The organism is Xenorhabdus sp. TH1, assembly GCF_037260955.1.
Lineage (GTDB): Bacteria > Pseudomonadota > Gammaproteobacteria > Enterobacterales > Enterobacteriaceae > Xenorhabdus > Xenorhabdus griffiniae.
In genome coordinates this window covers 1,131,385-1,158,326 of the sequence record NZ_CP147734.1, presented here as the reverse complement: position 1 = coordinate 1,158,326, position 26,942 = coordinate 1,131,385, and the positions used below count along the sequence as shown (strand labels likewise).

The following is a 26,942-nucleotide window of genomic DNA, read 5'->3' as shown; positions in this document are numbered from 1 at the left end:
CTGCCATTATTCTCTGTGCATTTAAAAAGAGTGAATAACAATAACTCACCCAATGATTAAAACCTATCTTATTTCAGTAATTTTATCAGGTGCGCCGTAAAACCCCGTTCTTCAGGGCGGGGATATAAGGCGCGGTTTTCCGACTAACCTGGTGTTTTCTGCTGCTCGATGTATTGCCGGATGATCGAGATCGGCGCACCTCCGCAACGACTTGCAAAATAGCTCGGTGTCCACAGAACGCCTTTATAGTAATAGCGTAGAGCAATATCTGGACGGTCACGCCGAAGCAGCCTGCTGGAAACGCCTTTAAGACTGTTGACCAGATTCGATACTGCGAGCTTTGGCGGGTAGTTGATCAGCAAATGCACGTGGTCGTATTCGCCGTCCATTTCAACCAGTTCAACACCAAAATCAGCACATACGCTGCTAAAGTAGCTGCGTAGCTTTTCGATGGCATCAAGATCGAATATCTTTCGTCGATACTTGGCGACGAATACCAAGTGGACGTGCATCAGGAAAACACCGTGTCTTCCGCGTCGACTATCAGTTTCTTTTGTCATAGACCAAAGTATAATGATAGTCATGATACGACTTCAAGCCTTCAAATTCCAGTTAAGACCAAATGGTCAGCAGGAGCGCGATATGCGACGCTTCGCAGGGGCTTGTCGCTTCGTTTTTAACCGTGCACTGGCACTCCAGAATGAGAACCATGACGCAGGGAATAAATATCTCCCCTACACCAAAATGGCTTCATGGCTGATTGAGTGGAAATCCGTACCTGAAACACAATGGCTGAAAGAATCTCCCTCGCAACCGTTGCAGCAGTCACTGAAAGATCTGGAGCGCGGCTACAAAAATTTCTTCCAGAAGCGGGCTGCATTCCCCCGCTTCAAAAAACGTGGTCAACATGACTCATTCCGCTACCCGCAGGGCGTGAAGCTCGATCAGCCCAACAGTCGAATCTCGTTGCCAAAGTTAGGGTGGATACGCTATCGCAACAGCCGTGAAGTCATTGGCGAAGTGAAAAACGTCACGGTCAGCCAGTCATGCGGCAAATGGTACGTCAGTATCCAGACTGAATACGAAGTGACTGACCCTGCTCACAATGCAGAATCAATGGTCGGACTGGATGCCGGAGTAACAAAACTTGCCACGCTTTCAGATGGCACGGTATATCAGCCAGTAAGCAGCTTCAAAGCAAACCAACGTAAGCTGGCAACACTCCAGCGGCAGTTGAGTCGCAAAGTAAAATTCAGCGCAAACTGGCAGAAACAAAAACGGAAAATCCAGTGTTTGCACTCGCACATTGCCAATATCCGGCGCGACTACCTTCACAAAGTCACCAGTGAAATCAGCAAAAACCACGCGATGATCGTCATTGAAGACTTGAAGGTCAGTAACATGTCGAAATCGGCAAAAGGCACGGCAGAGAAGCACGGAAGAAACGTCAGAGGCAAATCAGGCTTGAACCGCTCGATACGGGATCAAGGCTGGCATGAAATGCGCCGTCAGCTTGAGTACAAGCAGCTCTGGCGCGGTGGTCAGGTAGTGGCGATACCTCCGGCATACACCAGCCAGCGGTGTGCCTGCTGTGGTCATACGGCGAAAGAAAACCGTCAGACGCAAAGTCAATTCGTGTGTCAGGTATGCGGCTACACCGCGAACGCGGATGTAAACGCCGCACGTAATATTTTAGCGGCAGGACATGCCGTGCTTGCCTGTGGAGGGATGGTGCAGTCAGACCGCCCGTTGAAGCAGGAACCCACCGAGGTGAGTCAGGCTTCGGTCTGAACGCTGTAGGAATCCCCGTCCTTTTAGGGCGGGGAGGATGTCAATTGCCTTTTATACGCATTAAACTTCAAGTTGCAATTTACAACATGCTATGAAACCTGATATCTCCCCGCGAAACGGGGAGATATCACACGCATCTTAAAGTTAGATTGGTATATCCTTAATCTTTCGAGCAACAATATTGCTAGCTATGACCCGAAATCCACGGGATATTGATACAATTTATATGAAATAGCCGTTTTAACCACTGGATGAATGAGAAAATATCAGTCTTTGAATGGCTGGAAATATTCCTGATATTCAACAAGCTGCTGGCGAGTCAGCACGAAAACACCGTCACCATAATCATGTTTGAATGTCAGCCATTTGAAGGGTACTTCAGGGTATTGCTCAATCAGGTGAACCATACTGTTACCTACTTCACATACCACGATTCCCTCTTCTGAAAGGAAATCCGGGGCAGTTGCCAGAATACGACGAACCAAATCCAACCCATCAATACCTGCAGCCATGGCTAATGTAGGTTCATGATCGTATTCCTGAGGAAAATCACTCATATCTTCTTCATCGACATAAGGAGGATTAGTGACAATGATGTCGTATTTCACCGGTGGTATATCATGAAATAGATCTGAACGGATCGGGATTACACGATGAGAAAGTTTATGATTCTCTATATTTATTTCTGCCACTTCCAAAGCATCAGGAGAAATATCAACAGCATCAACTTCGGCTTCTGGGAAGGCATGGGCACAAGCGATTGCAATACACCCACTTCCGGTACAAAGATCCAAAATTGTCGATGGCTGACGTGAGATAAGCCCTTCAAAATGCTCTTCAATCACATCTCTAATCAGTGAACGTGGAATCAAAACGCGCTCATCGACATAGAATTCATGACCACAGAACCAAGCTCGATTTATCAAATAAGCAACAGGAACACGTTCATTAATACGACGCAAGACAAGTTCCACGATGCGTTGACGCTCTGTTGATGTCAGGCGTGAAGCCAGCATTGAATCAGGGACATCCATAGGCAAACGCAATGAAGGAAGAACTAACTGCAAAGCTTCATCCCACGGATTACATGCCGTATGTCCACAATAGATACCCGATTCGCTAAAACGGCTAGTAGACCAACGCAACATATCTAAAATGGTACGCAGTTCTGCAACAGCCTCATCGGCTACGATCTTATCCAAAAAACACCTCCAAACAACAAAAGATATATCAGCTCGCTAGTTTGCCATGATCCAGAACACAAATCAGCTTTCTTAACACAGCGTTATTTTAGGGTGATATAGGAGGGTTAGCCATGACTTGGTTTTTTCACCCATAAATAATAGCTAATAGTCAATAATACTATCCATACTATCCCTACGTATAACGCAATCCGAGTATTTGGGAAATAACCTAATACCGCAATAACAAATCCCATAAACGCAATAGCCAACGTTGGCGCAACAGGCCAGAAGGGAACAGGGAATTTAAGCTGTCTGGCCTCTTCTGCGGGCATCTTCCGGCGCATGATATATTGTGACAGCAGAATCATCAGCCATACCCACACAGTTGCAAATGTTGCGATGGAAGCAATAATGACGAAAACTTTTTCCGGTAACAAGTAATTCAAGAGGACGCCCACCAACAAAACTCCTGACATTGCCAGCACCGTCACCCACGGCACTCCATTTTTAGTTAGTTGGGTAAACGAGGCTGGAGCCTGTTTTTCTTGCGCCATGCCATACATCATCCGTCCGGCACCAAAAATATCACTGTTGATCGCGGAAATTGCGGCAGTAATGACGACAATATTTAAAATATTGGCTGCGGAATCAATTCCCAAGCTGGAGAAGATTTGGACAAACGGGCTACCATTTTGCCCCACTTGGTTCCACGGATAAATGCACATCAAAACAAACAGCGTAAGGACATAGAACAATAAGATACGGAATGGGACCGCATTGATTGCACGTGGGATGGATTTTTCTGGATTTTTAGCTTCACTGGCAGTGATACCAATAACCTCAATGCCACCAAAGGCAAACATCACAACCGTAAACGAGGCAATCACTCCCGCTATGCCGTTTGGCATAAATCCACCATGTTCCCATAAATTCGACAGGCCGGTGACATGCTCGGCTTCCTGACCAAACCCATACATCATGATGGCAAAACCGCCGACAATCATGGCGATAATCGCAACCACTTTGATGATAGACAGCCAAAATTCCATTTCACCAAATACCTTCACATTGCATAGGTTGATTGCACCAATAAAAAAGACAATGCCAAGTACCCAAATCCACTGGTCAACATGGGGAAACCAGAGCTTCATATAGATGCCAAATGCAGTGACGTCAGCAAGGCAAACGACCAGCATTTCAAAAACGTAAGTCCATCCGGTCAGAAAACCCGCCAATGGCCCTAAATACTGGGTGGCATAATAAGAGAAAGAGCCTGGCGCGGAGCGATGTACCGCCATTTCCCCCAATGCCCGCATGACCATAAATACAGCTGCACCGCCAATGGCGTAAGCTAGCAATACCGCAGGCCCTGCGGCTTTAATGGCTCCCGCTGAACCATAGAAAAGACCGGTGCCAATTGCCGAACCCAGAGCCATAAACCGAATGTGGCGAACACTTAATCCTCGCTTGAGTTGTGAAATGTTTTGCATGATTTATCCTTATGTCTTTTATTATTAGATTGGAAGAGATAAATACTACGATAAGGCCGGAGCTTATCCGGCCTAAGACGGTGAGTCTGTACTTAGTTTTCTAAGATATTCCCAGCAGGCAACAAGGCAGAAAGTTGCTGTTCGGCCAACAACTGAATTGCTGCATCAATATCCGGGGCGAAAAAGCGATCTTTATCATAATGTGCAACTTTATTGCGGAGAATATGGCGGGCTTTTTCCAATATCGGACTACTCGTCAAGCCATGACGAAAATCCATGCCCTGGCAAGCCGTCAGCCATTCAATCGCTAAGATCCCTCGCACATTATCTGCCATCTCCCATAAACGACGCCCCGCGGCGGGTGCCATTGAAACGTGATCTTCCTGATTGGCAGAGGTTGGCAAACTATCAACACTGGAAGGATGCGCCAGCGCCTTGTTCTCACTTGCCAGCGCAGCCGCAGTCACCTGTGCAATCATGAAACCGGAGTTAACACCGCTGTTTTCAACTAAGAATGGCGGCAACTGGGACATATTGCTATCCATCAACAAGGCAATGCGGCGTTCTGACAATGAACCTATTTCTGCCAGAGCAATAGCCAGATTATCCGATGCCATCGCGACCGGTTCAGCGTGGAAATTCCCCCCAGAAATCACCTCATCTTCTTCAGTAAAGACCAGCGGATTATCAGAGACGGCATTGGCTTCAACCATAATGACATCAGCCGCATGGCGGATTTGGGCTAAACAAGCGCCCATCACTTGAGGCTGACAGCGTAATGAATAAGGATCCTGAACTTTCGGGCAGTTTTTATGGGATTCACAAATCTCACTTTGTTCTCCCAATGCCAAACGGTAAAGGGCTGCCACATCAATCTGGCCTTTCTGTCCACGGACTTCATGGATACGAGCATCAAAGGGTTTACGGGAGCCAAGAGCGGCTTCAACAGACATGGCGCCACAAACAATCGCTGATGCGAGTAAATCTTCGGCAGCAAATAGTCCTTTTAAGGCGAAGGCGGTAGAAGCTTGTGTACCATTGAGCAGTGCCAATCCTTCTTTGGCGACAAGACACATCGGCTCAAGTCCCGCTTTTTCCAGTGCTACTTTTGCCGGCAGCCATTCGCCACGATAATGGGCTTTCCCTTCTCCCAACAATAACAAGCTCATATGCGCTAATGGTGCTAAGTCACCCGAAGCCCCTACTGAACCTTTACTTGGAATACAGGGATAAACTTCAGCGTTGACCAGGGCAACCAATCCCTGGATCACGCCCAGACGAATGCCGGAATAACCACGGGCAAGGCTATTGATTTTCAACACCATAATCAATCGGACAATTTCATCCGGCAGAGGCTCCCCCACACCCGCCGCATGTGACAACACAATAGAACGCTGCAATTCTTCCAAATCTTGTTCTGCAATACGGGTATTCGCCAGCAAACCAAAACCGGTATTGATACCATAAGCCGTTTTATTTTCACTGATAATGCGGTTCACGCACGCAACACTGCTCTCAATGGCAGGAAAGCATTGTTCGTCCAAACTAATGTGAACAGGATGCTGATAAACATGACGTAATTCTTCAAGCGTCATTTTTCCCGGATGAATAGTGATATTTTTCATTCTAACAACGCTCCTTATTTCACATCAGTCACTGGCAGGTTTAACATTGGCAAGTTTAGCCCTTGCTCTTTCGCACACTGGATAGCCAATTCATAGCCCGCATCAGCATGACGCATAACTCCCGTTGCCGGATCATTGTGTAATACACGGGCAATGCGTTCAGCCGCTTCATCCGTTCCATCACAAACAATGACCATGCCGGAATGTTGGGAGAATCCCATACCAACGCCCCCACCATGATGCAAGGAAACCCACGTCGCACCACTGGCCGTATTCAGTAAGGCATTCAGCAATGGCCAGTCAGAAACAGCGTCAGAACCATCTTGCATGGATTCAGTTTCACGATTAGGGCTGGCGACAGAGCCAGAATCCAAATGATCACGGCCAATCACGATTGGGGCGGAAAGTTCCCCACGGCGAACCATTTCATTGAATGCTAATCCTAATTTGGCGCGATCGCCCAATCCCACCCAACAGATACGCGCAGGCAAGCCCTGGAAACTGATGCGCTCTCTTGCCATATCTAACCAACGGTGTAAATGGTCATCATTCGGCAGCAACTCTTTTACCTTGGCATCAGTTTTATAAATATCTTCAGGATCACCGGAAAGCGCCGCCCAACGGAAAGGTCCGATACCGCGACAGAACAGAGGACGAATGTAAGCGGGAACAAATCCAGGAAAATCAAAAGCGTGTTCAACACCTACCTCTTTCGCCATTTGGCGGATATTATTGCCATAATCGAAAGTAGGTATACCCTGTTTCTGGAAAGCCAGCATAGCTTCAACATGTGCGGCCATTGACGCTTTTGCCGCTTGGATCACCACTTCTGGCTCACTTTCGGCACGGCGGCAATATGCTTCCCATGTCCAGCCAGCCGGTAAGTAACCATGTAATGGATCATGGGAGCTGGTTTGGTCTGTCACCATATCAGGATGCACACCACGGCGTACCAGTTCAGGTAAAATCTCTGAAGCATTACCACACAATGCTATCGAAATTGCTTTACCTTCCTGGGTATAACGTTCAATACGCGCCAAAGCATCATCCAGATCAACGGCCTGTTCATCCACATATTTAGTACGCAGACGAAAGTCAATGCGGCTTTGTTGGCACTCTATGGTTAATGAAGAGGCACCGGCCAATGTCGCAGCCAGTGGCTGTGCTCCGCCCATTCCCCCCAAACCCGCTGTCAGTATCCAACGTCCGGTCAAATTGCCGTTGTAGTGTTGGCGGCCTGCTTCGACAAAAGTTTCGTAAGTTCCCTGAACAATGCCCTGGCTTCCAATGTAAATCCAACTACCGGCGGTCATCTGGCCATACATAGCCAGCCCTTTGGCATCCAGTTCGTTAAAATGTTCCCATGTCGCCCAGTGTGGCACCAAGTTCGAGTTGGCAATTAATACACGCGGGGCATTTTCATGTGTTTTAAACACCCCCACAGGTTTTCCTGATTGCACCAACAGGGTTTCGTCATTTTCCAGATCCTTTAAGGTTTCAACGATTTTTTCATAGCATTCCCAGTTTCTGGCTGCACGACCAATGCCACCATACACCACCAATTCACAGGGATTTTCCGCCACATCGGGATCAAGGTTATTCATGAGCATACGAAGTGGTGCTTCGGTTAGCCAACTTTTTGCTGTGAGTTGTGTCCCTCTGGGAGCACGAATGGTTACGTTGCTGAATTTATTATTTTGCGTCGTCACGGTTTTTTCCTATCTCATCGTTGTGAATTTTGTTAATTGTATAGTTGTATATACATGTACATTCAATAGGCAAAAATGTGACAGAGATAAAGTTAATAATGCGGTAAAAATATTTTTTTAATTAAAATCAAAAAGATGATATTGATTTATTTCGTGATAAACAGGGGGATATTTTTGCTGGTTTTGTGTTTAACATCACATTGATTTTACATTATTGTTACAAAAATGAATAAAAAACCTCTTCGACTCAACGGAAAAAGAGGTTTTTTGCCGCTTAACTTTTTGTAGCTCCATATAGGAGAACTATGAACTAAAACGCCCTTTCAATTTATATCGATACCCAGGAAACAATAACCTGGCACTGGAAACAATAAATTCTTTCGACCAGGTTCGCCGGCTGATTAACAAACAAGGCGTATTTGCCTCAATTTGTAATAACCGACAAGAGAGGGCATCTCCCGCCACGGCTTCGACGATATGCTCCCCTTCGGTCAATGGCGCTACCTGGGATAAATAATCATGGGCCGTTTGCTGACGAAAATCTTGCCGCAAATACTCTGGTGCCGCCTGAACATTGACAAAGCGATCTTCAATCTGCACAGGGACATCATTTTCATAATGTACAATGATGGAATGGTAGAGCGGCGCACCTACTGCAATACTGAATTCCGCAGCCTGCGTCATGTTAGCCTTCACTTCAGCAAGTTTCAGCACCTTGCAACTATGCCGGTTAGAGCGAGAAGCAATTTCATCGGCAATACTATGAATTTCAAATAACGCCGATTGTCCTTTCGGCTCAGAGACAAACGAACCCACACCTTGCAAACGGAATAGAAAACCTTCTGCTGTTAGCTCCCTCAATGCCCGGTTAGCCGTCATGCGACTACAGTTAAATTGCCTGACCAATTCCGCTTCCGAAGGGATCCGATCATACGGTTTCCACTCCCCCGTATAGATCTTTTCAATAATCACTTGTTTGACTCTTGCATACAAAGGCACTGGTTTGGCATATGTATCTGGTAAATCGTCTGTCACTGTCCCTTCCTTCTCGCTTTTTATTCGTTCACCAACCTATTTATTCCACCAATGCACCAACTGCCATGCAAGGCGAGCCGCCGCTTTCCCCCCCATTCCCTGGATATCATATAAAGGGTTAAGCTCAACTAAATCTACGGCTTGCAATTTTTTGCTCTGACAGATGAGTTGAACCAATGGCAATAAACGCTCCAGCGGAACACCCAATGCCGCAGGCGCAGAAACGGCCGGCATTTGCCAAATTGGCAGCACATCCAAGTCGATAGTCATATAAATGATATCAACCTGATTAATTATATCTTGTAATTGCTGCTGTACCCTATCCAACATGGATTCAACGCAGTGGGTATCCCAAATAATGGTGACATCAAGATGGTTAGCTTCATCCAGTAATGCCTGGGTATTTGATGCCAAGCTGGCGCCAACGCAACTGTAATTAAATGGGCGCTGGTGTTGCTGGCAGTAATGCGCAAGTTGCCGAAATGGGGTTCCTGATGTAGGCTGCGGCGAATTTCTCAGATCCAAGTGGGCATCAAAATTGATGATACCGACACGCTGCTCTGAAAACGCACGGTAAATTCCCATCCCATGAGCAAAAGCCGTTTCATGCCCACCACCAAAAATCAGCGTCTTCATATTATTCTGCTGGCATTCATAGACAGCATCACTGAGTGCCTGCTGTGCTTCACTCAATTCACCAGAATTAGCACGAATATTCCCCAAATCCACCAATCTATCGTGACCATCATAACTCGCCAGGTTTGCCAACGATTGGCGCAAATATTCTGGTCCCAATTTTGCTCCTGGACGGCCCTGATTCAATTTAACACCTTCATCACATTCAAATCCCAATAGCGCAATGTGGTGAGGAAATGCGGCTGGAGAGAAACTGGCTGTCTGTTTTATTGTCTGGAATAACCGTAACGCGTTATTGGCTTCAGCAAGATCATTGCGCCCTTGCCAAATGTTTTCGGATGTTGGATGCCATAAATTCATATTTTTTCCCTCACCACCATTAATTAAAGCCATTTAAATCATTACGATGCGTAATTTCGCCATGATAAATACGATAAACCAACGGGTTATGTCCCAGTTCGTATAAAATATCAACGGGGTTTCGGGCATCCCAAACAATAAAGTCTGCCGTAAAACCTGCGGCTAATTGACCGTGACTACCCGCTCGTCCCAGTGCCTGAGCTGCATGAATAGTCACGCCTTGCCAGGCTTCTTCTGGTGTCAAACCAAATTGTACGCAAGCCATATTCATAATCAGGCGCAAGGAAGCAAAAGGACTCGTACCAGGATTAAAATCGGTTGAAATAGCCATTGGAACACCGTATTGGCGCAATAATGCAATGGGTGGACGTTGAGTTTCTCGCAGGAAGTAAAATGCCCCCGGCAGTAATACTGCCACTGTTCCACTACGGCTGATAGCCTCAATACCCTTTTCATCCAAATGCTCAATATGATCAACGGATAAACCCTGATATTCAGCAACCAGCTCACTGCCTCCTAAATTGGAAAGTTGCTCAACATGACCTTTTACGGGAATATTCAAACGTTTTGCTGTTGCAAAAAGGCGTTTAGTCTGATTTAAAGTGAAACCAACGGATTCACAAAATACATCTACAGCTTCAAATAACTGTTTTTGCCAGAGAGTAGGCAAAATGGAGCCACAAACTAAATCAATATAGCCATCAGGATCATGTTTATATTCAGGTGGGACAGCATGGGCAGAAAGTAATGTCGGACTAATTTCGATGGGATTTTTTTGTGCCAATGCCCGCACAACCTTTAACTGTTTTTCTTCATTTATCAGATCTAGCCCATAACCTGATTTCATCTCAATTGTTGTCACCCCTTCAGCCATCAACGCATTGAGACGTTTCTGGGATACGCTTTCTAACTGTTGAGCGGAACTGTTACGGGTGGCATTAACGGTAGAATTGATCCCTCCCCCTTTAGCACTAATTTCTTCATAAGAAACCCCATTCAAGCGCTGTTCCCACTCAGAGGCTCTATTGCCACCAAAAACTAAGTGAGTGTGGCAATCGATTAAGCCAGGTGTAATTAAGCGCTGCTCTGCGTCAATGACCTTACATTGGTTGGCTGGTACGCTATCTGTCGGTAATATCGCTAAGATTTTTTCATCCCGCACAATAAGGTCATGCTGTTCTAACATGCCGTAATGGCTTTCACCATCAACGTTCTTAATTGCAGGATCCATCGTAGCAAGTTTGGCATTGCGCCATATGACATCAGTGTCTCTCAGTTCAATCGACATTGTACTATCCTGTTATTTTTCTTGTTTGTATCAGAACTCATGTTGTATATACATTTATTTTATAACCAAACATAATTGTCAAATCATTTTGTGAACAATTTGTTACTTAAAATGATAACTGTCAGGAAAAATCACAAAAAATCATGTACACTTGCCAAAAGCAGTGAGTAAATGAATGTGTAATGAAGAAGAAATATCAACTAAACTCAGAAGACATCAGTCTATTCAGAACGTCTGTTACAGGAACCCGTCGTATTGCACAAGATACGGTTTCCCATCCCCCGAAAAGAAAAAAAATTAACGCTGTTGCCCCTGAACGTTTGATGCAGGAGCAAGCTGATGCCAGTTACTATTTTTCCGATGAATTCCAGCCAAATTTGGAAATGGAAGGCCCGACTCGTTACATTCGGGAAGGCGCCAGCCATTATGAATTAAAGAAATTGCGGCGGGGAGATTATTCCCCTGAACTTTTTCTGGATTTACATGGGCTAACTCAGTTGCAGGCCAAACAAGAAATTGGGGCATTAATCGCTGCCTGTCGTCGCGAACACGTCTATTGTGCCTGTGTTATGCATGGACACGGTAAACATATTCTCAAACAACAAGCCCCGCTATGGCTTGCCCAACATCCTGATATTATTGCCTTCCATCAAGCGCCCAAAGCGTGGGGAGGGAACGCTGCGTTACTCATTTTGGTAGAGATGGATGAGTTTACGCAGCGCTAATTTGGTCTTTATATACTAATCGCCTTTCAAGATGCATCTTATATCTCCCGCTACGCGGGGAGATATAAACAATCATATTGATTTACAAGCTGCAATTTACAACATGCAATGAAACCTGATTTCTTCCCGCGAAGCGAGGAGAAATCACACGCATCTTGAAGTCAGATTGGTATATTTAATTAAATTGTCTAATGGTTAAGGTGGTTGGTCAGAATTTCTCCGCTAATTGTGCAGGAGATGTTTGCCATAACAGACACCCTTTTTCTGTTTGGTGATCCAACTCGACACAAGCAATGCTGGATGTAGCAAACATCGGCGGCGTTTGTCCAGGACAAAGCTCAGAAACCAAATAACCGACTAACGGTAAATGGGAAACCACCAATACAGATTTGTGTCCTTGTGTTGACAAGACGTGTAAGTAGCTGGCAACCAACGCAACATCACCCGATGGCGTTAACTCAGCCAATAACTCTTCATTATCAGGAAGCGCCAAATTTTCTCGCACCGCCTTTAATGTTTGTCCTGCACGAATATAAGGACTGACCAAAATACAATCAATATCAGGCGTTTGTTGTGAAAGCCAATCTGCCATCTTCTGTGATTCTTGCCACCCTCTAGGTGTCAGCTCCCGGGCTGCATCACTGATTGCATCCAAAGCAGCATCACCGTGACGCATAATAAAAACGTACATAATCCACCGTTTAGTTAATTGCAAACCGATCTCAAAATACCCTATACACTCGTATTTCTTGAGATAAGCCATTGGTTATACGGCATTAAAACGTAAGCTCAAAAGCAATTATCAAGCTAATATTTGATATATGCCCTATGGATTTCCGAAGGATATAAAAACGTTTCAGTTAGGGCCAATCCGCATTCTGCCCTAAAACAAAGGTAAATAAAATGGCTAAAAAAAATCGATATATCTCTTGTTATTTCGTGGACTCTTTTTAGATAAAAAATACGAATAAGGATTTAATTGCCATAAAAAATCGACTCTTAATTAAAAGAGCCGATCGGGTTATTTAAATAAAATTCAAGTTATGCGTGAAATTTCTTTTTCTGTTCAGCCATCTGGACTAAACGCTCACAGGGCGCAAACCTTTCGCCATATTGCGCCTCCAGACGACGTAAAATTTCTACAACTTTATCACTGCCAAGCTTATCAATATAACGGAATGGCCCTCCCAGGAATGGCGGGAATCCGATGCCAAATACAGCACCAATATCACCATCACGCGGGCTTCTGATAATCCCCTCATCCAGACAGCGCACAGCTTCATTCAGCATGAGCATCACACAACGCTGGGCAATGTCAGCCGGCAACATTTTTATCGCTGGTTTGATCTTTAATAAGGAATAAATCGAAGCATCCACTTCTTTGGCTTTTTTTCTGCCCGTATACAAATAGAAGCCGCGACCATTCTTCTTGCCTTTTCGGTCATCCTGCAAAATTGCAGATAAAATCTCTGGTGCTTCAAATCGACTGCCTAATTCTTCTACTAAAATAGGGATAATTTTAGTCCCCACATCTATGCCAACTTCATCCAGTAGATTGATAGGGCCAACAGGAAAACCAAAATTCAGTAAAGCATTATCAATATGTTCAATCGGCTCACCTTCCAATAAACAATAACCCGCCTCATTAATGTAAGGTGTCAGAATCCGGTTTACATAAAAACCCGCTTTATCACCAACAACAATCGCTGTTTTTCCCTGTTTCTTGGCTAACGCTACAGCAGTTGCGATCGTTTTTTCACTTGTTCCCTCATGTGGAATAACTTCCACCAGCGGCATTTTATCTACAGGACTGAAATAGTGAAGACCGATCACCTGCTCTGGTCGAGTCGCAGCTTCAGCAATCTTATGGATTGGCAATGAAGAAGTGTTAGACGCAAAAATGGTTTCAGGTTTTGTATTCTCCTCAATCTCTGTAACCATTTTGCGTTTTAAGACTAAATCTTCAAATACCGCTTCAACAACAATATCAGCTTGCTTAAACCCACTGTAATCGGTCGTTCCTGTCAATAGAGACATCTGACGAGAACGCTCACTTGATTTCAAACGACGCTGTTTTACCCGCTTAGAAAGGAGATCCCATGTATATTTCAAAGCCTGATTAATACCCTTTTCATTAATATCTTTAATGCGGGCAGGCAAATTTCCTCGCGTCACGGTTACATTGGCAATGCCGCCCCCCATCAGGCCGCCTCCCAAAATCCCCACCTGTCTGATTTCAGCGGGCTGTTCTGAAGAGCCAGTTTCATTCTTCAACGTGGTAGAAGCAAAAAACAGGCTCCGCAATGCTTCTGATTCTTGCGTCATCGCCAGCTCACCAAATGCCTTGGCTTCAAGCTGAAAGCCTTTCTCTGAGCCTTTTTCCAAACCGGCACGAATCACATTGATGATTTTTTCTGGGGCGGGATAATGGCCGCGAGTTTTTTCTCGCGTTTTTTTATGAACCATCTGGAATAACAACGGCCTGCCTAACGCACTTGCCAGCATACGCTGCGACCATGCCAATGGCTTACGTTTCACGATGCCTTTTTTAACATATTGCACAGCAACATCTAACAAGATATCTAAAGGAACTGCGTCATCTACAACACCCAACCGTAGCGCCTGTTTTGCCTTGAGCTGACGGCCTGTCAATATAATGTCCAAAGCAGCACTGACACCAATCAAGCGAGGTAATCTCTGCGTTCCACCTGAGCCGGGCAATAACCCAAGCTGAACTTCTGGCAAACCAAGACGGGTTTTTTCATCCAAAGAACAGATACGCGCATGGCAAGCCAATGCTAACTCCAGACCACCACCTAAGCACGCACCATGAATCGCTGCCACAACAGGCAAAGAATAATTGGCAATCTGCGCAAACAGTTTTTGACCTTTTTCAGCTAATGCTGACGCTTCTTCCTGGGTTTGGCAGTTAGCTATCATGCTAATATCCGCACCAGCAATGAAAGTATCCGGCTTGCCGGACACAATAACCAACCCTTTCAAGCCTGAAACTTGTTGCGCTTTTTCAAACATGATCAGGAACTGCTCGACAAATTCAGCTTTCAGGGTGTTGACTTTCTCTCCTGGGACATCAATGGTGATAATTCCCACCTTGTCGTCCCTGACAGAAAAACGGAATACCGATTGCTCCGGTTGCATTGTTGCTGACATAACCGTTTCTTTTTCAGCCTGAGCCATTATTCTACCTCCAATACCATTGCTGCACCTAAACCACCAGCGGCACAAGCTGTCGTTAACCCAAAACCGCCCCCACGGCGACGCAATTCATTCAACGTTTGGGTCACCATTCTGGCGCCTGTCGCCGCGAAGGGATGCCCATAAGCAATTGATCCGCCTAACACATTGAATTTATCCATATCCACTTCACCAATTGCCTGAGTACGTCCCAACTTTTCACGGGCAAATTTCTCACTGGCAAACATTTTTAAATTCGTTAATGTTTGGGCAGCAAATGCTTCATGCATGTCGATAATGGCCAATTCATTGAGAGTGATACCCGCACGCTCAAGCGCCAACGGGGTTGCATAGGACGGCCCCAGTAACATGTCCTGCCAAACATCAATGGCAGAAAATGCATAACTACGTAAATACCCCAATGGAACCATACCAAGCTCTTTGGCAACGGATTCACGCATTAACATCACTGCTGCGGCACCGTCCGTCAGTGGTGTGCTGTTTGCCGCGGTGACTGTGCCATGTTTTCGATCAAAGGCCGGACGCAATTTGGCATAAGAAGCTAAGGTTGAGTTTTTTCTGATATTGTTATCTTCTGCCAATGTCTTGCGGTATGGCGGGAAATAGGCCGATATGATTTCCTCTTGCAAAAGCCCTTGCTCCCAGGCTTTAGCGGCCAGTACATGCGAGCGGTGCGCAAGCGCATCCTGATCTTCGCGACTGATATGATACGTTTTTGCCATCTGCTCAGCGGTATCTCCCATTCTCAACCCTGTGGAATACTCTGCAACAGCAGGAGATACAGGCAATAAATCACGTAATTTCAATCGACTGAGTAATTTTAATCGTTGGGTGAGACTTTTGGCTTTGTTCATGTCAACTAACGTACGCGCCAATGACTTCGTCACTCCGATAGGTAAAACGGATGAGGAATCCGCACCTCCCGCGATCCCTATATTGACTACGCCTGCCATAATACTTTCAGCCACGTTTGCAATTGCCTGAAAACTCGTCGCACAGGCACGGGAAACACTATAGGCATCAGTATTCACACTTAAGCCTGCCCCCAAAACAATTTCCCTTGCAATATTTGGCGCTTCCGGCATTTGAACAACTTGCCCAAAAACCAATTGGTCGATCTTCTCAGGCGACAAACCGCTCCTAATGACCAGCTCGCTTACAACAGCCTTTCCCAAGTCAACAGCCGGAATACCGTGGTAGAAAGTTGCCTGTTTCGCAAAAGGAATGCGCAACCCGCTGACAATAGCAACACGTTCCTTTTGCGATGTCACTTTTGTTGAAGAACGACCCATAGCAACTCCTAATTATTATTAACTAAATCAATTGATTGATTAAAAATATTTACTCACCTCATAAGAGGTCAGACCTGATGATGCATTGTTAACGCAATGTTGGAAAATAGCAAATAGGAATAAACCAAAAATGAGAACAAACTCAACTTTAAACTATTTATAATTTATACAACTTAAATGAAGAATAAGCGAAAGGAGTGCAAAGAAAGGGCAATGATTTACAATCTATTACAAGCGATTTTCTCACTGTTTGGCATGACAAAACAATGAGAAAACCGTTGTTCAGAGTGAATTAACGCAAACCTAACTGAAAGATGAGGGCTTCCGCTTGGCAGCTAAAGGTAAAGTCCACCGATAATTGCATCCCACCGTTAACCGCTTCGATACTATGGCGTATAACACAGGGATCAGATTCCACTGATTTTGCCTTTTTAATTAACGTATTAAGCATAATTTCTGCGTCTTGTTCACTCGCAAAAATACACTGATAAGAAGCGGTGCAGTCTTCATTATCAATAACGGTTCCCACATCAACACAGCAGCAAGCTGCCGTTTCTTCGGCATTACAGCGCTTAATCGCATCAGACATTTAATTTCTCCGGCTAAAAAACTTGCTAATAATTCTACGTTTTCCTGACTGCCGATAACCAGCATTTGCGCTGTTTGACGCCATTTATCTCACTATTTATTGATCTGACAACGCCAACAAAAACCCGTTTACACTTCATTAACGGAAGTTGTCTATTTTTTGTTAAGCAAGTCCCAATTTGAGAATCATTTTAGTTATATTTAGAAAACATTCTTGCAACATATTCTATTATCAAGCCTATACTTCGTGCACTGGTCTGATTTGTCATTATTGTCATGGTGACAAATCGACTCTACAATCCCGCGCTCTCAGCTACTTGAGTGGCATGTTAATAATAATTAGACAATGAGGTTTTGGTTATGGACCAGAAAAACCTATTTACACGTTCAGCGTTAGCAGTGGCGGTTGCAATCCTCTCATCCAACGCGAGTGCTGCTGGTTTTCAATTGAATGAATATTCATCATCAGGACTAGGCCGTGCATTTTCTGGGGCAGGTGCCGTTGCAGATAACGCTTCCGTAGGCAGTCGTAACCCTGCGGCCATGACCTTATTTGATCGCCCATCATTTTCTGGCGGTTTAGTGTATGTCAACCCAGATGTTGATATTACCGGGAATTCTCCCATCACCAAAAACAGCACTAATGCTAAAAATATTGCACCACATGCATGGATCCCAAACCTACATTTTATTACCCCAATCAATGATCAATGGTTTGTTGGCGCATCTGCAACGTCTAACTTCGGCTTGTCTACCGACTTCAGCAACAACTATTCTGCTGGCCTGCTAGGCGGTAAAACTCAACTGAAGACCATGAACCTAAACCTAAGCGGTGCTTACAAATTTAATAACCAGTTTAGCTTTGGCTTAGGTGTCAATGCTGTTTATGCTGATGCCAAAATCGCCCGTCATATGGGAGAATTCGGCCCAATAGCCACTAAGATGCTAAACGCAAAAGGACAAGCCATTGGTAATCCAGTCCTTGCACATCTTTCAATCCCAGATAGCGCTGAAGCGGCCAGATTGGAAGGTAAAGATTGGGGTTATGGTTGGAATGCAGGGTTCCTATATCAGTATGACGAAAATAACCGCTATAGCCTGACTTACCGTTCAAAAGTCAAGGTTAAGTTTAAAAGCGGAGATTACAGCAATGATTTGCCACATATACCAAAAGTCTTTGATAATGGGACTAATGGTAATATAGTCAAAGGCAAGCTGAACCTGAATTTACCGGATATGTGGGAATTCTCAGGTTATAACCGTGTTGCTCCACAGTGGGCAATTCACTATAGCTTGCTATACACTGGCTGGAGCGAATTCAAAGAATTAAAAGCAGTAAGGAGTGACACGGGTAATGTTGCATTTGAGAAGCACGAAGGCTTCCGTGACGCTTACCGTATCTCACTAGGTACAACTTACTACCATGATGATAACTGGACATTCCGTGGTGGTATCGCCTTTGATGAAAGCCCTGTCCCCGCCAAAAATCGTTCTATTTCCATTCCAGATCAAGATCGTTTTTGGTTTAGCTTAGGAACCACTTACGCATTCAACAAAGATGCTTCTGTAGATGTCGGTGTTTCCTATATGCGTGGCAAAAAAGTACATATTAGTGAAAAACTACCAGAAGATGTCCAGAAATTAGGTGGCACTGCACCATATGAGTTCGATTCCAAAGGAACTGCATGGTTGTATGGTATAAACTTTAACTATTCGTTCTAACTACATGCTGTAATCCCAAAAAAGGATAGCAGATGCTATCCTTTTTTGATTATAAGACGAACTAATCTATGGAATCCAATTCATCTTGAATGCTTGCCGCATTAGGATTTTTTTCTGGCTCCAACTTACCTCCATTGGCCATAAAATCGTGGCGTTGGAAGTAAGCATCGCGCACCATCAAATAAGGATCTGAAGAATTTTTTAACAGGCCGTCAGAATCCAGCAAGCGAGCGCGGGTTTCTATACCTTGGAAAATCCACGTGCCTACCGACATCCAACCCGTAAGATAACTCAATACGGGATAAGTCATATCCGCAAAGTTACCGCCCTCATCACGCAATGTAAAACTGCCGTAACCGGGCAGAACAACATATGGACCATACCCCACATTATAGTATCCCAATGTGCTACCAAAACGCATCGGATCTTCTTTTGCTAGTTTGGGATTAGCCATGGAAGCCACATCAATAAGTCCTCCCATTCCCAACAAAGTATTCAAAAAGAAACGGTTGAAATGTTTTGCACCTTCACGAACATCACCACGTAAGAAACTGTTCACCATACTGGCAGGCTCTTCAAGGTTGCTCATAAAATTACCAATGCCGTTTCGTGCAGGCATCGGCACATAATTACGCCAGGCTACAGCAACAGGACGCAGTACATATGGGTCGAGAACATCATAATTAAAGTTGAACATAGTACGGTTAAACCCTTCAAGCGGATCAGAACGCCCCTGCTCCATCGTATTCGATGAACTGGCACATCCCACAAGCAAGACGGCTGTAAGAGCAACTCCGCTCAGACGATACTTCATACAGTTCTCCATATAATTATTTTTAGATATCAATTATCGTGCTGTATATCAGCTATTGCACCCAATATGTAAAATATACTGCCTATCTTTCATTAATGGTAATCAAAAAGAGTGGTGATTATATAGGCAAACAGTTCGTTATACCTTATCTCTGACAAGAAAAACAGGTATACTGCGTTCCGCTGTCCCCTTAGTTAAATGGATATAACGAGCCCCTCCTAAGGGCTAGTTGCAGGTTCGATTCCTGCAGGGGACGCCATTCTACAGTTCAACTCAGTTCTTAATCGTTCGAAAAACCCTCCAATTATCAGCATTAAAAAATAACCGTCCGTGGAAGTTCGCATTAGTTCTTTGAGGCGGGCCTACCTATCCGGGTAAATTTTGGGTAAACAATTTTACCCAATGCTCACTGTAAAGCAGGTTATTACTATCGATCTATCAGTAATGAAAGAACGTCGATTATACATAGTCCCGATGTCCAATCAGGTTGTTAAATTGCTCCAGTTACTGAATGAACATGAATTTAATCATGATGTGATCGAGAAACAGCTAGCTCATGTTGTTGGTAATAAAACGAGAGGAGTGTATAACCATGCACAGTATTTAGATCAACGCCGCGAAATAATGCAATGGTTCGCTGACTACATTGATAAGATATCGGGAGTAAAGTGGCAACCACCTAGATTAGTAAAACCACTATCGATTTCAACCAACCTGCTAATAGGTAGGAAGGCTTCTGGGTGAGATTGAGGACCTCCTTGCTGACGAAAATTATAACCCACAAAATTTTCGTATTTTAACCTCTAAGATTGATGACTCCTTAACCTCAAGGGATCCCTAGAGTAACTCACTGAATCTGTTTCAAACAGAAGTGTGTTGAATTAAAGACGGGAAACCCTAATCTTACTGTACTAAGTTTCATCAGCTACCTGATAAATTTGATTAATTCCACACCTGTTATTTTATGTCATTCTGCCATCAAAACATGCATCTCACCCATTGAAGTAAAATCAAGATGTACTCTCCAGTATTGATGAACCAATTTTATTGATGTTCACAGGCGGAGAAGTCCCCCACCGCCTTCATGTTACTTAGCAATGTATTGTTGATTAAATGAGGGAATAAACATGAGTACTCAAGATAAAAAATCTGAAACACAATTCTTGGAAAATGACGGTCTTGTTGTCGTTCCAACGCCGGAATATGTCAAAGATGCCATTGAGGAACACGCTCAAAGCCGCAATCATCCAGATGCAACACTGCAAGATAAAGGCTTTGTTGTCCTGAGCAATGATGCTGGTAGCGATAGCGAGACTATGGCAGCAACACCAAAAGCAGTAAAAGCGGCGTATGATTTAGCGAATACAGCTAATCAAAATGCTAATAATGCAACCAATCTTGCTAATGTTGCAAATGAAAATGCAAATTTAGCCTTGCCCGTTGGCGTTCCTGTCCCTTGGCCTACAGAAAGCCCACCTGAAGGCTGGCTGATATGCAACGGTGATTCATTTGATAAAGAACGATATCCGAAACTTGCTCTGGCTTATCCGTCTGGTGTGTTGCCTGATTTAAGAGGGGAATTTATCCGTGGATGGGATAATAGCGGTAAAATTGATCCTGGTCGCTCTCTGCTTAGTGTTCAGGATTTTGCCTTCGAGGATCACGCCTTAACGCTGCCTACTTCTATGGGGTATGCAGGCGTAGAAAATGGCAGTATTAAAAGTGATATCTATGCTGTAATATCGGATGCTCTTGGTTATGTGGGGGAAATTAATAGTAACGCTCACTGGAAAGATATGCAACAACCGAAAATTTATTTACGCGCTGATGGTAAGCCAGTGGGAAATAACAAAGAACTTGTGAATAGTAATATTGCGGCACACTCGATACTTAGAACCTATAGGGCTAGCACAGGATGGAATAATCCCTACTATAACTCTCCGAAAACAGCAAATGAAACCCGTCCCCGCAATATAGCATTCAACTACATAGTCAGAGCAGCTTAGTAATTATGAGCCCTCCTCCACGAGGGCGTTTTCATATCATGAAGGCGCTGAATTACTCACCCCTTACCTCAAATTCCACACCGGATCTTTCAACATCTGGACTCGGACAGAAATAAATCGACCCACAGGAATATAATCAGATCAGCGTCTGCGTGTTCACTGTGGTACGTCATTAATTTAATGGCATCATTGGGTAACACGCGATAATCAACCCAAATCAGCAGCAATTTATTTTTACACAATGGTATCTCGATACCGCCATCAACACTGCCCCATGCTACATCGGTATTGAATCCCTGCACGTTTTTGATGAAATACATTCCCTCAGACAGACGCTCTACATTTTGGTCTTGAAATGACCCCCTAGTAGCAAAAACACTCATTGGCTACCAATTCATCGTATGGAAAAGCTATTAATTTGCAAAATCTACAGGATTTTTACGGGTGCGCTTTCCGGAAGCTCCCAATGATCATGGTGCTGAATGGCCTTCACTATATCCTTTCCTATCCTGATGCTGATATCGTGCGTGAGTGGAATATCGATGAAGTATTACACATTTCTGCAGATGTCTGTTATGCCCTATATAGGTACTGGTCTATAACTTACGATGATGCTTATATGAAAGAGAAACCAATGACTTCATTCGCTGAACGCTCATCGCCTTATTCTGAGGCGTTACGCTCCCCATCATTCCGGAACTTGCTGATTGGTCAAGGTTTGTCGATGATTGGTGATGCAGTCTGTTTAGCTGCCCTTCCTGTTGCGTTGATTCATGCCAAACTTAATGGAGAGGTTTTTGGCGTCGTCATGGCTGCAGTCGGATTAGGGACAGTTATTGGAGCCGTCACTGGAGGTTTGTTAGCAGATAGAAAATCACCAAAATACACTCTCATTGCGACAGATATTGCCAGAGGGTTGGCGCAAGTTGCTGCAACAATGTTACTTGTATTAAACGCCCCATGGTGGGGATTAGTTCTTGCTTATTTAATATTTGGTATTGGCATTGGTATTTCTCGTCCATGCGCTCAAGTTCTCCTTGTAAACTTGTTACCTAAGCAAGCCTTGGTTGCAGGAAATGGCGCCATGAATTTTGTCGATAACTTTGTGGCAGTAGTTTTCCCTGCCACAGTAGGAGTTATGATCATATTGTGGGAACCAGCATGGGGAATATTGATTGATGGTATTACATTTTTCGCGGCAGCTCTTTTTACTGCCCTGATACCCGATATAGGAACTCGTGACTTCGATGATAAATTTTCTATGCATGAAGTATTGAATGGCATCACAGTCATTACCAGTAATTCTGTTTTGTTACTCGGATTTATCGCAACATTGATCTTGAATGTGTTGTGCTTTCCTATTTTCTTGGTCGTTGCTCCATACGCAATTAGTGATCGGTTCAGTGATACGATGTGGGGGTTTTGTCTGGCAGCTTCAGGAGCTGGAGCATGTATTGGGTCTGTTATCACGGTGCTTACTGCTGGTCATCAACACCTAATACGACTTGCTGTGATCTGTGGTGGCTTTCTCTGTAGTGCAATGCTTTTATTGAGCATGGGGAGCTTCGTTTGGATGGTCATTCTGGGGGCGATGTTTGTTGGAATTGTTGAAGCATCTTGGCTTACTGGCTGGGCAACAGCGATACAAATTCTTTCTCCAGAAAAAAACCTTGGAAAAGTTGTCGCGGTAGATACTTTTGTTACCAGTGGTGCACACCCATTCATTTATCTTGGGGCAGGAGTCATCGGTGCAACAATGGGATATTCTGACACACTAACCTTGACTGCAATTGTCAGTGCCATTGGCATTATTACCATCGCATTTACTGCTATCACTCGGAAAATCTAAAAGACAATAAGCAGGTTATTGATCTATCTGAACACGTTTTCCAACAATGGCAAAATGTTTTAACAATCGGTGATCTTATACTTGCATTACAAGCTCTAGGCATAGGTTCAGGTATTAAATAGATAAAACCAATGAGTTGATTAATTAAAGATTTTGTCCGATAGATTGAGGGCGACTATCTTATTTGTGGTTACATCATTCCTGCACTACCGCAAATGCGGATTTTAGTTTCGACCACCTTGCGCATTGCCTCTTTACCCGGTGTGATATATTTGCGCGGATCGTTTGCATCAGGGTGTTCAGCAAAATAGGCTTTGACCGCGTCAGCAAAAGCGATTTTCAGATCTGTCGCCACATTCACCTTGCAGATCCCAAAATTAATCGCACGCCGAACCATCTCTTCAGGGATACCCGATGCACCATGCAGTACCAGTGGAATATCAACCTGCTGCCTGATGGCGTCCAGGCGACCAAAATCAAGGTGCGGCTCCCCGTGATACAGGCCATGCGCTGAACCTATCGCAACCGCCAATGAATCAATACCTGTCCGAGCAACATACTCTTTCGCCGCTATAGGATCAGTATAGAAGCTATCTTTGCTATCGACGACTAAGTCATCCTCCTGCCCGCCAAGTCGACCTAATTCTGCCTCAACGCTGACATCATAATTCTGGCAAAATCGAACCACCCGGGATACTGCCTCAATATTCTGCTCAAAAGGCAGATGTGAACCATCAATCATCACAGAACGAATACCAGACTGCACTTTATGACAGATATCATCATACTCTTCATGGTGATCCAGATGCAGTGCCACTGGCAGATGGTTGATATAGGCCGCTTCACGACAGATAGACACCATATATTCCAGCCCTGCGTAGGTAAAAGTGCCAGGTGTTCCCGCCAATATTACCGGCGATGATAGTGCGGCGGCGGTTTCTACCACCACCTGCACTGTTTCAAGGTTATGGACATTAAAAGCGGGTACAGCATATCCACCCCGTTGCGCTTTTTTTAGCATTTCTCGATTAGAAATCAGATACATGTGACCTCCTCAGATACCATCAATATCCTGTGATGACGGTTTTTCACGCTGTTGCTCATGCCACAGACTGGTCAGCCCACGATGTCCGCATTCCAGTGCCATGTCGCGGAACTCAAGGGCTGTCATACCGTCACGTTCAAGCATCATCTCCACAACCATCTGCATATTAGTACCGGTAATAACCTGATATGCAGGATGATTTAATGCCAGTTGCGCAGACTGTCTGAATGGAGAACCACCGAGTAAATCGGTGAGAAAAACCAGCCCATCCCCCTGATCACATTGACCGCACGCAGCCGCCAGTGCTTTTTTCAGTGTCTCAGTACACATTCCTTCTGGAAAATCCACGGCTACACACTGCGCCTGTGGGCCAATGACCTGCTCTACTGCCTGCAACAGGCCACTGGCAAAACTGCCATGTCCGGTTATCACTACACCTAACATCTGCACTCCTTATAGAAAACCAACTAATTTACCGACAACCCCGAACACCACTGTGATACCAATCAGTTTCACCGGTGAGCTTCCCTTCCTCATCAGCCAGTAAACCAGTAGAGTAAAAGCCAGAGGCAGCAGATTAGGCATCAGTTTATCCAGTACATCCGTCTGTAGAGCGACCTTCGCCTCACCCGCCTTCATGACTAACGGAGTGGAAAGATGAACATAAGAAGCCACCAGCGCGCCTATCACTGTCATACCGACAATTGAAGCCGCATGAGAGATGTTTCTGGTGTGCGTTTTCAGCAGGGCAATCGCTTTGGTACCGGCCTGATAGCCGTAATGCGCCAGCCCGAAACGCAGGGCAAAGTGCACAATATTAAACATTAGCAGAAAAATAACCGGTCCGAATAAACTGCCCTGAAGTGCCAAAGATGCCCCAATGCCGGCGCAAATAGGCAGTAGAGTCAACCAGAACAGAGCATCACCGATCCCGCCTAAAGGTCCCATTAATGCAACTTTCACAGCACGGATAGTAGATACCTTCTCTTTGCTCTTTTCCATCGCCAGTACAAGCCCAGACAGAAAAGTGACGTCAAAGGGATGAACATTGATAAACTCCATATGCATTTTCATGGAGTTGGATAAATCCTGTGGATTTTTATGGATCTTGCGCAGTGCTGGTATCAGGGTATATAACCAGCCTCCTGCCTGCATACGTTCATAGTTAAACGATGCTTGCAATAATAGTGAGCGCAGCGCCATTACGTTAATATCGCGGTTTGTCAGTTCGGGAGCAGGATCACTATCAATATAGTCGTCCCGATCAACCTGACTGGTTTCCATGTTAAATGCCATCGTTCATCTCCTGTGCGGTAGTCTGAGAGCCAGCACCCTGATCGTCATTGCTGTCGTTACGGGTACGATTAAAGAAATCAATCAGTGCGATTGCGAATGCGCCGAGTGCGACTGCAATAATCGGCATGTTCAGGAAAGTTACGGAAATAAAACCCAGCATGAAGTAGGCCACATAGGTTTTTTTCATCATGAGTTTCATCAGTAATGAGAAACCAATCGCGGGCATCATTCCCCCTGCGACCGCAAGGCCATCAAGCAACCATTGTGGCGCTTTTCTAACTATGGCACTCGCCGCATCTGCACCGAAATAGATAGGCAGGAAAGCCACAATAAAGTAGAACAAGAACAGAATGAGAATACCGAAGTAGTTAACCCATTCAACACCACGCCAGTTTAGTTTTTTCACCATTTCATCGCACTTGTGCATCATCGGTGAATAGATAGTGAACAACAGTGTGATGCAACCCTGTACGGCTATCGAAAATGGCACAGCTATCCCTATCGCCACTTTCGGATCGGTATGGGCCATGATCGCAAACGTTGTCCCAATCACCCCACCAATCACCACATTAGGTGGCTGTGCTCCGGCCAGTGGCACCATCCCCATCCAGACCAGTTCCAGCGTTCCGCCAACCAGCAAACCCGTCTGTACATCCCCTAAAATCAGTCCAACCAAAGGGCCGATCACGATGGGACGGTGAATATGAGTCAGTCCGTTGAACAAATCAACACCGGCTATCCCTGCCAGTAAAGCGATAAGTAGTGCGCTAGTAAGCATACTGACCTCCTCAGCTAATCAGCTTAGAGACAGATTCACCTGCTTCATCCGGCACCCGACGGATTTCACAAGTGACTCCCAATTTATCCAACTCACGGAATGCATTGATATCAGCGTCATCAACAGAAACTGTTTTGTGGATCTGTTTTTTTCCTTCCGAGAAATGCATATTTCCGACATTGACAAATTTAATAGGAACACCTCCTTTAACCAGAGTAAGCACATCCTGAGGTGTTTTGCAGACAATAAAAATTTTCTGCCTGTCCGCCGCCTTGTGGATGACATCAATTGTTTTCTGCAATGTGAAATAACGGGTCTGCACATCGTCAGAAACCACCATATCCATTAGAGATTGCGCAACAGGGTCGGCTGATGCTTCATCATTTGCCACCACCACCAAATTCGCGCCCAGTGAATTTGTCCAGGTCACGCCAACCTGACCATGAATCAGACGGTTATCGATTCGGGTCATCAATATGTTTGGGGTAGACAT

The 26,942-nt window shown here is 44.8% G+C and carries 24 protein-coding genes, 1 tRNA gene and 1 pseudogene; 7 read left to right on the top strand and 19 right to left on the bottom strand.

Translation table 11 applies throughout. The annotated features are described in order from the left end of the window. Positions 1 to 143: 143 nt before the first annotated feature. Complete coding sequence (gene tnpA, locus WDV74_RS05185; protein WP_338885541.1) at positions 144 to 560, bottom strand: IS200/IS605 family transposase; 417 nt, start codon at positions 558 to 560, stop codon at positions 144 to 146. A 22-nt stretch (positions 561 to 582) separates the two neighbouring features. Here tnpA and WDV74_RS05180 point away from each other — a divergent pair, with 22 nt between their 5' ends. Then, positions 583 to 1,791, top strand: a complete 1,209-nt coding sequence (locus tag WDV74_RS05180; RefSeq protein WP_338885005.1) for a transposase — start codon at positions 583 to 585, stop codon at positions 1,789 to 1,791. A 266-nt stretch (positions 1,792 to 2,057) separates the two neighbouring features. On the opposite strand, the gene prmB is transcribed toward WDV74_RS05180, so the two are convergent. The 7 genes from prmB to hutI all read right to left on the bottom strand — a co-directional run bounded on the left by prmB (position 2,058) and on the right by hutI (position 11,118). After that, the gene (prmB, locus tag WDV74_RS05175) at positions 2,058 to 2,993 is read right to left on the bottom strand and encodes a 50S ribosomal protein L3 N(5)-glutamine methyltransferase (RefSeq protein ID WP_273558264.1); all 936 of its coding nucleotides are present in this window, start codon (positions 2,991 to 2,993) and stop codon (positions 2,058 to 2,060) included. A gap of 107 nt (positions 2,994 to 3,100) precedes the next feature. Further along, the gene (locus tag WDV74_RS05170) at positions 3,101 to 4,465 is read right to left on the bottom strand and encodes an amino acid permease (RefSeq protein ID WP_338885004.1); all 1,365 of its coding nucleotides are present in this window, start codon (positions 4,463 to 4,465) and stop codon (positions 3,101 to 3,103) included. 92 nt (positions 4,466 to 4,557) lie between these two features. Next, positions 4,558 to 6,090 (bottom strand): histidine ammonia-lyase, encoded by a 1,533-nt coding sequence (gene hutH, locus WDV74_RS05165; RefSeq protein ID WP_338804881.1) that lies wholly within the window; start codon positions 6,088 to 6,090, stop codon positions 4,558 to 4,560. 14 nt (positions 6,091 to 6,104) lie between these two features. Further along, entirely contained in the window at positions 6,105 to 7,799 is a 1,695-nt protein-coding gene (gene hutU, locus WDV74_RS05160) for a urocanate hydratase (protein ID WP_338885003.1), read from the bottom strand. A gap of 303 nt (positions 7,800 to 8,102) precedes the next feature. Then, complete coding sequence (gene hutC, locus WDV74_RS05155; protein ID WP_273558261.1) at positions 8,103 to 8,834, bottom strand: histidine utilization repressor; 732 nt, start codon at positions 8,832 to 8,834, stop codon at positions 8,103 to 8,105. 36 nt (positions 8,835 to 8,870) lie between these two features. Next, entirely contained in the window at positions 8,871 to 9,830 is a 960-nt protein-coding gene (gene hutG / locus WDV74_RS05150) for a formimidoylglutamase (protein WP_338885002.1), read from the bottom strand. A 19-nt stretch (positions 9,831 to 9,849) separates the two neighbouring features. Further along, positions 9,850 to 11,118 carry an imidazolonepropionase gene (gene hutI / locus WDV74_RS05145; protein ID WP_338885001.1) on the bottom strand — a complete coding sequence of 423 codons (1,269 nt, stop codon included), beginning with the start codon at positions 11,116 to 11,118 and terminating at the stop codon, positions 9,850 to 9,852. Positions 11,119 to 11,300: 182 nt separating this feature from the next. On the opposite strand from hutI, the gene smrB reads away from it, so the two are divergent. Further along, the gene (gene smrB / locus WDV74_RS05140) at positions 11,301 to 11,843 is read left to right on the top strand and encodes an endonuclease SmrB (RefSeq protein ID WP_193851216.1); all 543 of its coding nucleotides are present in this window, start codon (positions 11,301 to 11,303) and stop codon (positions 11,841 to 11,843) included. A 208-nt stretch (positions 11,844 to 12,051) separates the two neighbouring features. Here the strand turns inward: smrB and sixA are convergent, their stop codons facing one another. From sixA to WDV74_RS05120, 4 genes are all read right to left on the bottom strand, one after another. Then, the gene (sixA, locus tag WDV74_RS05135) at positions 12,052 to 12,534 is read right to left on the bottom strand and encodes a phosphohistidine phosphatase SixA (RefSeq protein ID WP_338885000.1); all 483 of its coding nucleotides are present in this window, start codon (positions 12,532 to 12,534) and stop codon (positions 12,052 to 12,054) included. A gap of 350 nt (positions 12,535 to 12,884) precedes the next feature. Beyond that, positions 12,885 to 15,041, bottom strand: coding sequence for a fatty acid oxidation complex subunit alpha FadJ (gene fadJ / locus WDV74_RS05130; RefSeq protein WP_273558257.1), 2,157 nt, complete (start codon positions 15,039 to 15,041; stop codon positions 12,885 to 12,887). Next, positions 15,041 to 16,351 (bottom strand): acetyl-CoA C-acyltransferase FadI, encoded by a 1,311-nt coding sequence (fadI, locus tag WDV74_RS05125; protein WP_338884999.1) that lies wholly within the window; start codon positions 16,349 to 16,351, stop codon positions 15,041 to 15,043. The genes fadJ and fadI overlap by 1 nt, the downstream gene beginning before the upstream one ends. A 292-nt stretch (positions 16,352 to 16,643) precedes the next feature. After that, positions 16,644 to 16,940, bottom strand: coding sequence for a YfcZ/YiiS family protein (locus WDV74_RS05120; RefSeq protein ID WP_338884998.1), 297 nt, complete (start codon positions 16,938 to 16,940; stop codon positions 16,644 to 16,646). A 359-nt stretch (positions 16,941 to 17,299) separates the two neighbouring features. On the opposite strand from WDV74_RS05120, the gene fadL reads away from it, so the two are divergent. Beyond that, positions 17,300 to 18,661: a long-chain fatty acid transporter FadL gene (fadL, locus tag WDV74_RS05115; protein WP_338884997.1), complete on the top strand. Its 1,362-nt coding sequence runs from the start codon at positions 17,300 to 17,302 to the stop codon at positions 18,659 to 18,661. 61 nt (positions 18,662 to 18,722) lie between these two features. Here the strand turns inward: fadL and mlaA are convergent, their stop codons facing one another. Further along, positions 18,723 to 19,475 carry a phospholipid-binding lipoprotein MlaA gene (mlaA, locus tag WDV74_RS05110; RefSeq protein ID WP_338884996.1) on the bottom strand — a complete coding sequence of 251 codons (753 nt, stop codon included), beginning with the start codon at positions 19,473 to 19,475 and terminating at the stop codon, positions 18,723 to 18,725. 184 nt (positions 19,476 to 19,659) lie between these two features. On the opposite strand from mlaA, the gene WDV74_RS05105 reads away from it, so the two are divergent. The 3 genes and pseudogenes from WDV74_RS05105 (at position 19,660) to WDV74_RS05095 (ending at position 21,481) form a co-directional block, all read left to right on the top strand. Continuing rightward, a tRNA-Arg gene (locus WDV74_RS05105) sits at positions 19,660 to 19,734 on the top strand. 158 nt (positions 19,735 to 19,892) lie between these two features. Beyond that, positions 19,893 to 20,138, top strand: a pseudogene (locus tag WDV74_RS05100) (hypothetical protein); the annotation flags it as partial. Between the two features lie 464 nt (positions 20,139 to 20,602). Then, positions 20,603 to 21,481: a phage tail protein gene (locus WDV74_RS05095; protein ID WP_338884995.1), complete on the top strand. Its 879-nt coding sequence runs from the start codon at positions 20,603 to 20,605 to the stop codon at positions 21,479 to 21,481. A gap of 89 nt (positions 21,482 to 21,570) precedes the next feature. Here WDV74_RS05095 and WDV74_RS05090 read toward each other — a convergent pair whose 3' ends face one another. Further along, on the bottom strand, positions 21,571 to 21,864 hold the full coding sequence (locus tag WDV74_RS05090) for a hypothetical protein (RefSeq protein WP_338884994.1): 294 nt from the start codon (positions 21,862 to 21,864) through the stop codon (positions 21,571 to 21,573). 83 nt (positions 21,865 to 21,947) lie between these two features. Between WDV74_RS05090 and WDV74_RS05085 the strand changes: the two genes are divergently transcribed. Next, positions 21,948 to 23,330: an MFS transporter gene (locus WDV74_RS05085; protein WP_338884992.1), complete on the top strand. Its 1,383-nt coding sequence runs from the start codon at positions 21,948 to 21,950 to the stop codon at positions 23,328 to 23,330. 190 nt (positions 23,331 to 23,520) lie between these two features. On the opposite strand, the gene WDV74_RS05080 is transcribed toward WDV74_RS05085, so the two are convergent. Genes WDV74_RS05080 through agaV form a run of 5 tightly spaced genes read right to left on the bottom strand, consistent with a single transcriptional unit; the run spans position 23,521 to position 26,942 of the window. Further along, positions 23,521 to 24,375 (bottom strand): tagatose bisphosphate family class II aldolase, encoded by an 855-nt coding sequence (locus WDV74_RS05080; RefSeq protein WP_338884991.1) that lies wholly within the window; start codon positions 24,373 to 24,375, stop codon positions 23,521 to 23,523. Positions 24,376 to 24,384: 9 nt separating this feature from the next. Then, positions 24,385 to 24,819, bottom strand: coding sequence for a PTS galactosamine/N-acetylgalactosamine transporter subunit IIA (agaF, locus tag WDV74_RS05075; RefSeq protein ID WP_273571930.1), 435 nt, complete (start codon positions 24,817 to 24,819; stop codon positions 24,385 to 24,387). Positions 24,820 to 24,828: 9 nt separating this feature from the next. Continuing rightward, the gene (locus WDV74_RS05070; RefSeq protein WP_338884990.1) at positions 24,829 to 25,671 is read right to left on the bottom strand and encodes a PTS system mannose/fructose/sorbose family transporter subunit IID; all 843 of its coding nucleotides are present in this window, start codon (positions 25,669 to 25,671) and stop codon (positions 24,829 to 24,831) included. Further along, the gene (gene agaW / locus WDV74_RS05065; RefSeq protein ID WP_273571926.1) at positions 25,661 to 26,449 is read right to left on the bottom strand and encodes a PTS N-acetylgalactosamine transporter subunit IIC; all 789 of its coding nucleotides are present in this window, start codon (positions 26,447 to 26,449) and stop codon (positions 25,661 to 25,663) included. The genes WDV74_RS05070 and agaW overlap by 11 nt, the downstream gene beginning before the upstream one ends. A 10-nt stretch (positions 26,450 to 26,459) precedes the next feature. Beyond that, positions 26,460 to 26,942, bottom strand: a complete 483-nt coding sequence (gene agaV / locus WDV74_RS05060) for a PTS N-acetylgalactosamine transporter subunit IIB (protein WP_273571924.1) — start codon at positions 26,940 to 26,942, stop codon at positions 26,460 to 26,462.

Excerpts from the sequence above, each read along its gene's own strand:
- tnpA (WP_338885541.1), bottom strand. The coding sequence starts at position 560 with ATGACAAAAGAAACTGATAGTCGACGCGGAAGACACGGTGTTTTCCTG.
- WDV74_RS05180 (WP_338885005.1), top strand. The coding sequence starts at position 583 with ATGATACGACTTCAAGCCTTCAAATTCCAGTTAAGACCAAATGGTCAG.
- WDV74_RS05170 (WP_338885004.1), bottom strand. The coding sequence starts at position 4,465 with ATGCAAAACATTTCACAACTCAAGCGAGGATTAAGTGTTCGCCACATT.
- hutH (WP_338804881.1), bottom strand. The coding sequence starts at position 6,090 with ATGAAAAATATCACTATTCATCCGGGAAAAATGACGCTTGAAGAATTA.
- hutG (WP_338885002.1), bottom strand. The coding sequence starts at position 9,830 with ATGAATTTATGGCATCCAACATCCGAAAACATTTGGCAAGGGCGCAAT.
- hutI (WP_338885001.1), bottom strand. The coding sequence starts at position 11,118 with ATGTCGATTGAACTGAGAGACACTGATGTCATATGGCGCAATGCCAAA.
- smrB (WP_193851216.1), top strand. The coding sequence starts at position 11,301 with ATGAAGAAGAAATATCAACTAAACTCAGAAGACATCAGTCTATTCAGA.
- sixA (WP_338885000.1), bottom strand. The coding sequence starts at position 12,534 with ATGTACGTTTTTATTATGCGTCACGGTGATGCTGCTTTGGATGCAATC.
- fadJ (WP_273558257.1), bottom strand. The coding sequence starts at position 15,041 with ATGGCTCAGGCTGAAAAAGAAACGGTTATGTCAGCAACAATGCAACCG.
- fadI (WP_338884999.1), bottom strand. The coding sequence starts at position 16,351 with ATGGGTCGTTCTTCAACAAAAGTGACATCGCAAAAGGAACGTGTTGCT.
- WDV74_RS05120 (WP_338884998.1), bottom strand. The coding sequence starts at position 16,940 with ATGTCTGATGCGATTAAGCGCTGTAATGCCGAAGAAACGGCAGCTTGC.
- fadL (WP_338884997.1), top strand. The coding sequence starts at position 17,300 with ATGGACCAGAAAAACCTATTTACACGTTCAGCGTTAGCAGTGGCGGTT.
- mlaA (WP_338884996.1), bottom strand. The coding sequence starts at position 19,475 with ATGAAGTATCGTCTGAGCGGAGTTGCTCTTACAGCCGTCTTGCTTGTG.
- WDV74_RS05095 (WP_338884995.1), top strand. The coding sequence starts at position 20,603 with ATGAGTACTCAAGATAAAAAATCTGAAACACAATTCTTGGAAAATGAC.
- WDV74_RS05090 (WP_338884994.1), bottom strand. The coding sequence starts at position 21,864 with ATGAGTGTTTTTGCTACTAGGGGGTCATTTCAAGACCAAAATGTAGAG.
- WDV74_RS05085 (WP_338884992.1), top strand. The coding sequence starts at position 21,948 with ATGATCATGGTGCTGAATGGCCTTCACTATATCCTTTCCTATCCTGAT.
- WDV74_RS05080 (WP_338884991.1), bottom strand. The coding sequence starts at position 24,375 with ATGTATCTGATTTCTAATCGAGAAATGCTAAAAAAAGCGCAACGGGGT.
- agaF (WP_273571930.1), bottom strand. The coding sequence starts at position 24,819 with ATGTTAGGTGTAGTGATAACCGGACATGGCAGTTTTGCCAGTGGCCTG.
- WDV74_RS05070 (WP_338884990.1), bottom strand. The coding sequence starts at position 25,671 with ATGGCATTTAACATGGAAACCAGTCAGGTTGATCGGGACGACTATATT.
- agaW (WP_273571926.1), bottom strand. The coding sequence starts at position 26,449 with ATGCTTACTAGCGCACTACTTATCGCTTTACTGGCAGGGATAGCCGGT.
- agaV (WP_273571924.1), bottom strand. The coding sequence starts at position 26,942 with ATGTCTACCCCAAACATATTGATGACCCGAATCGATAACCGTCTGATT.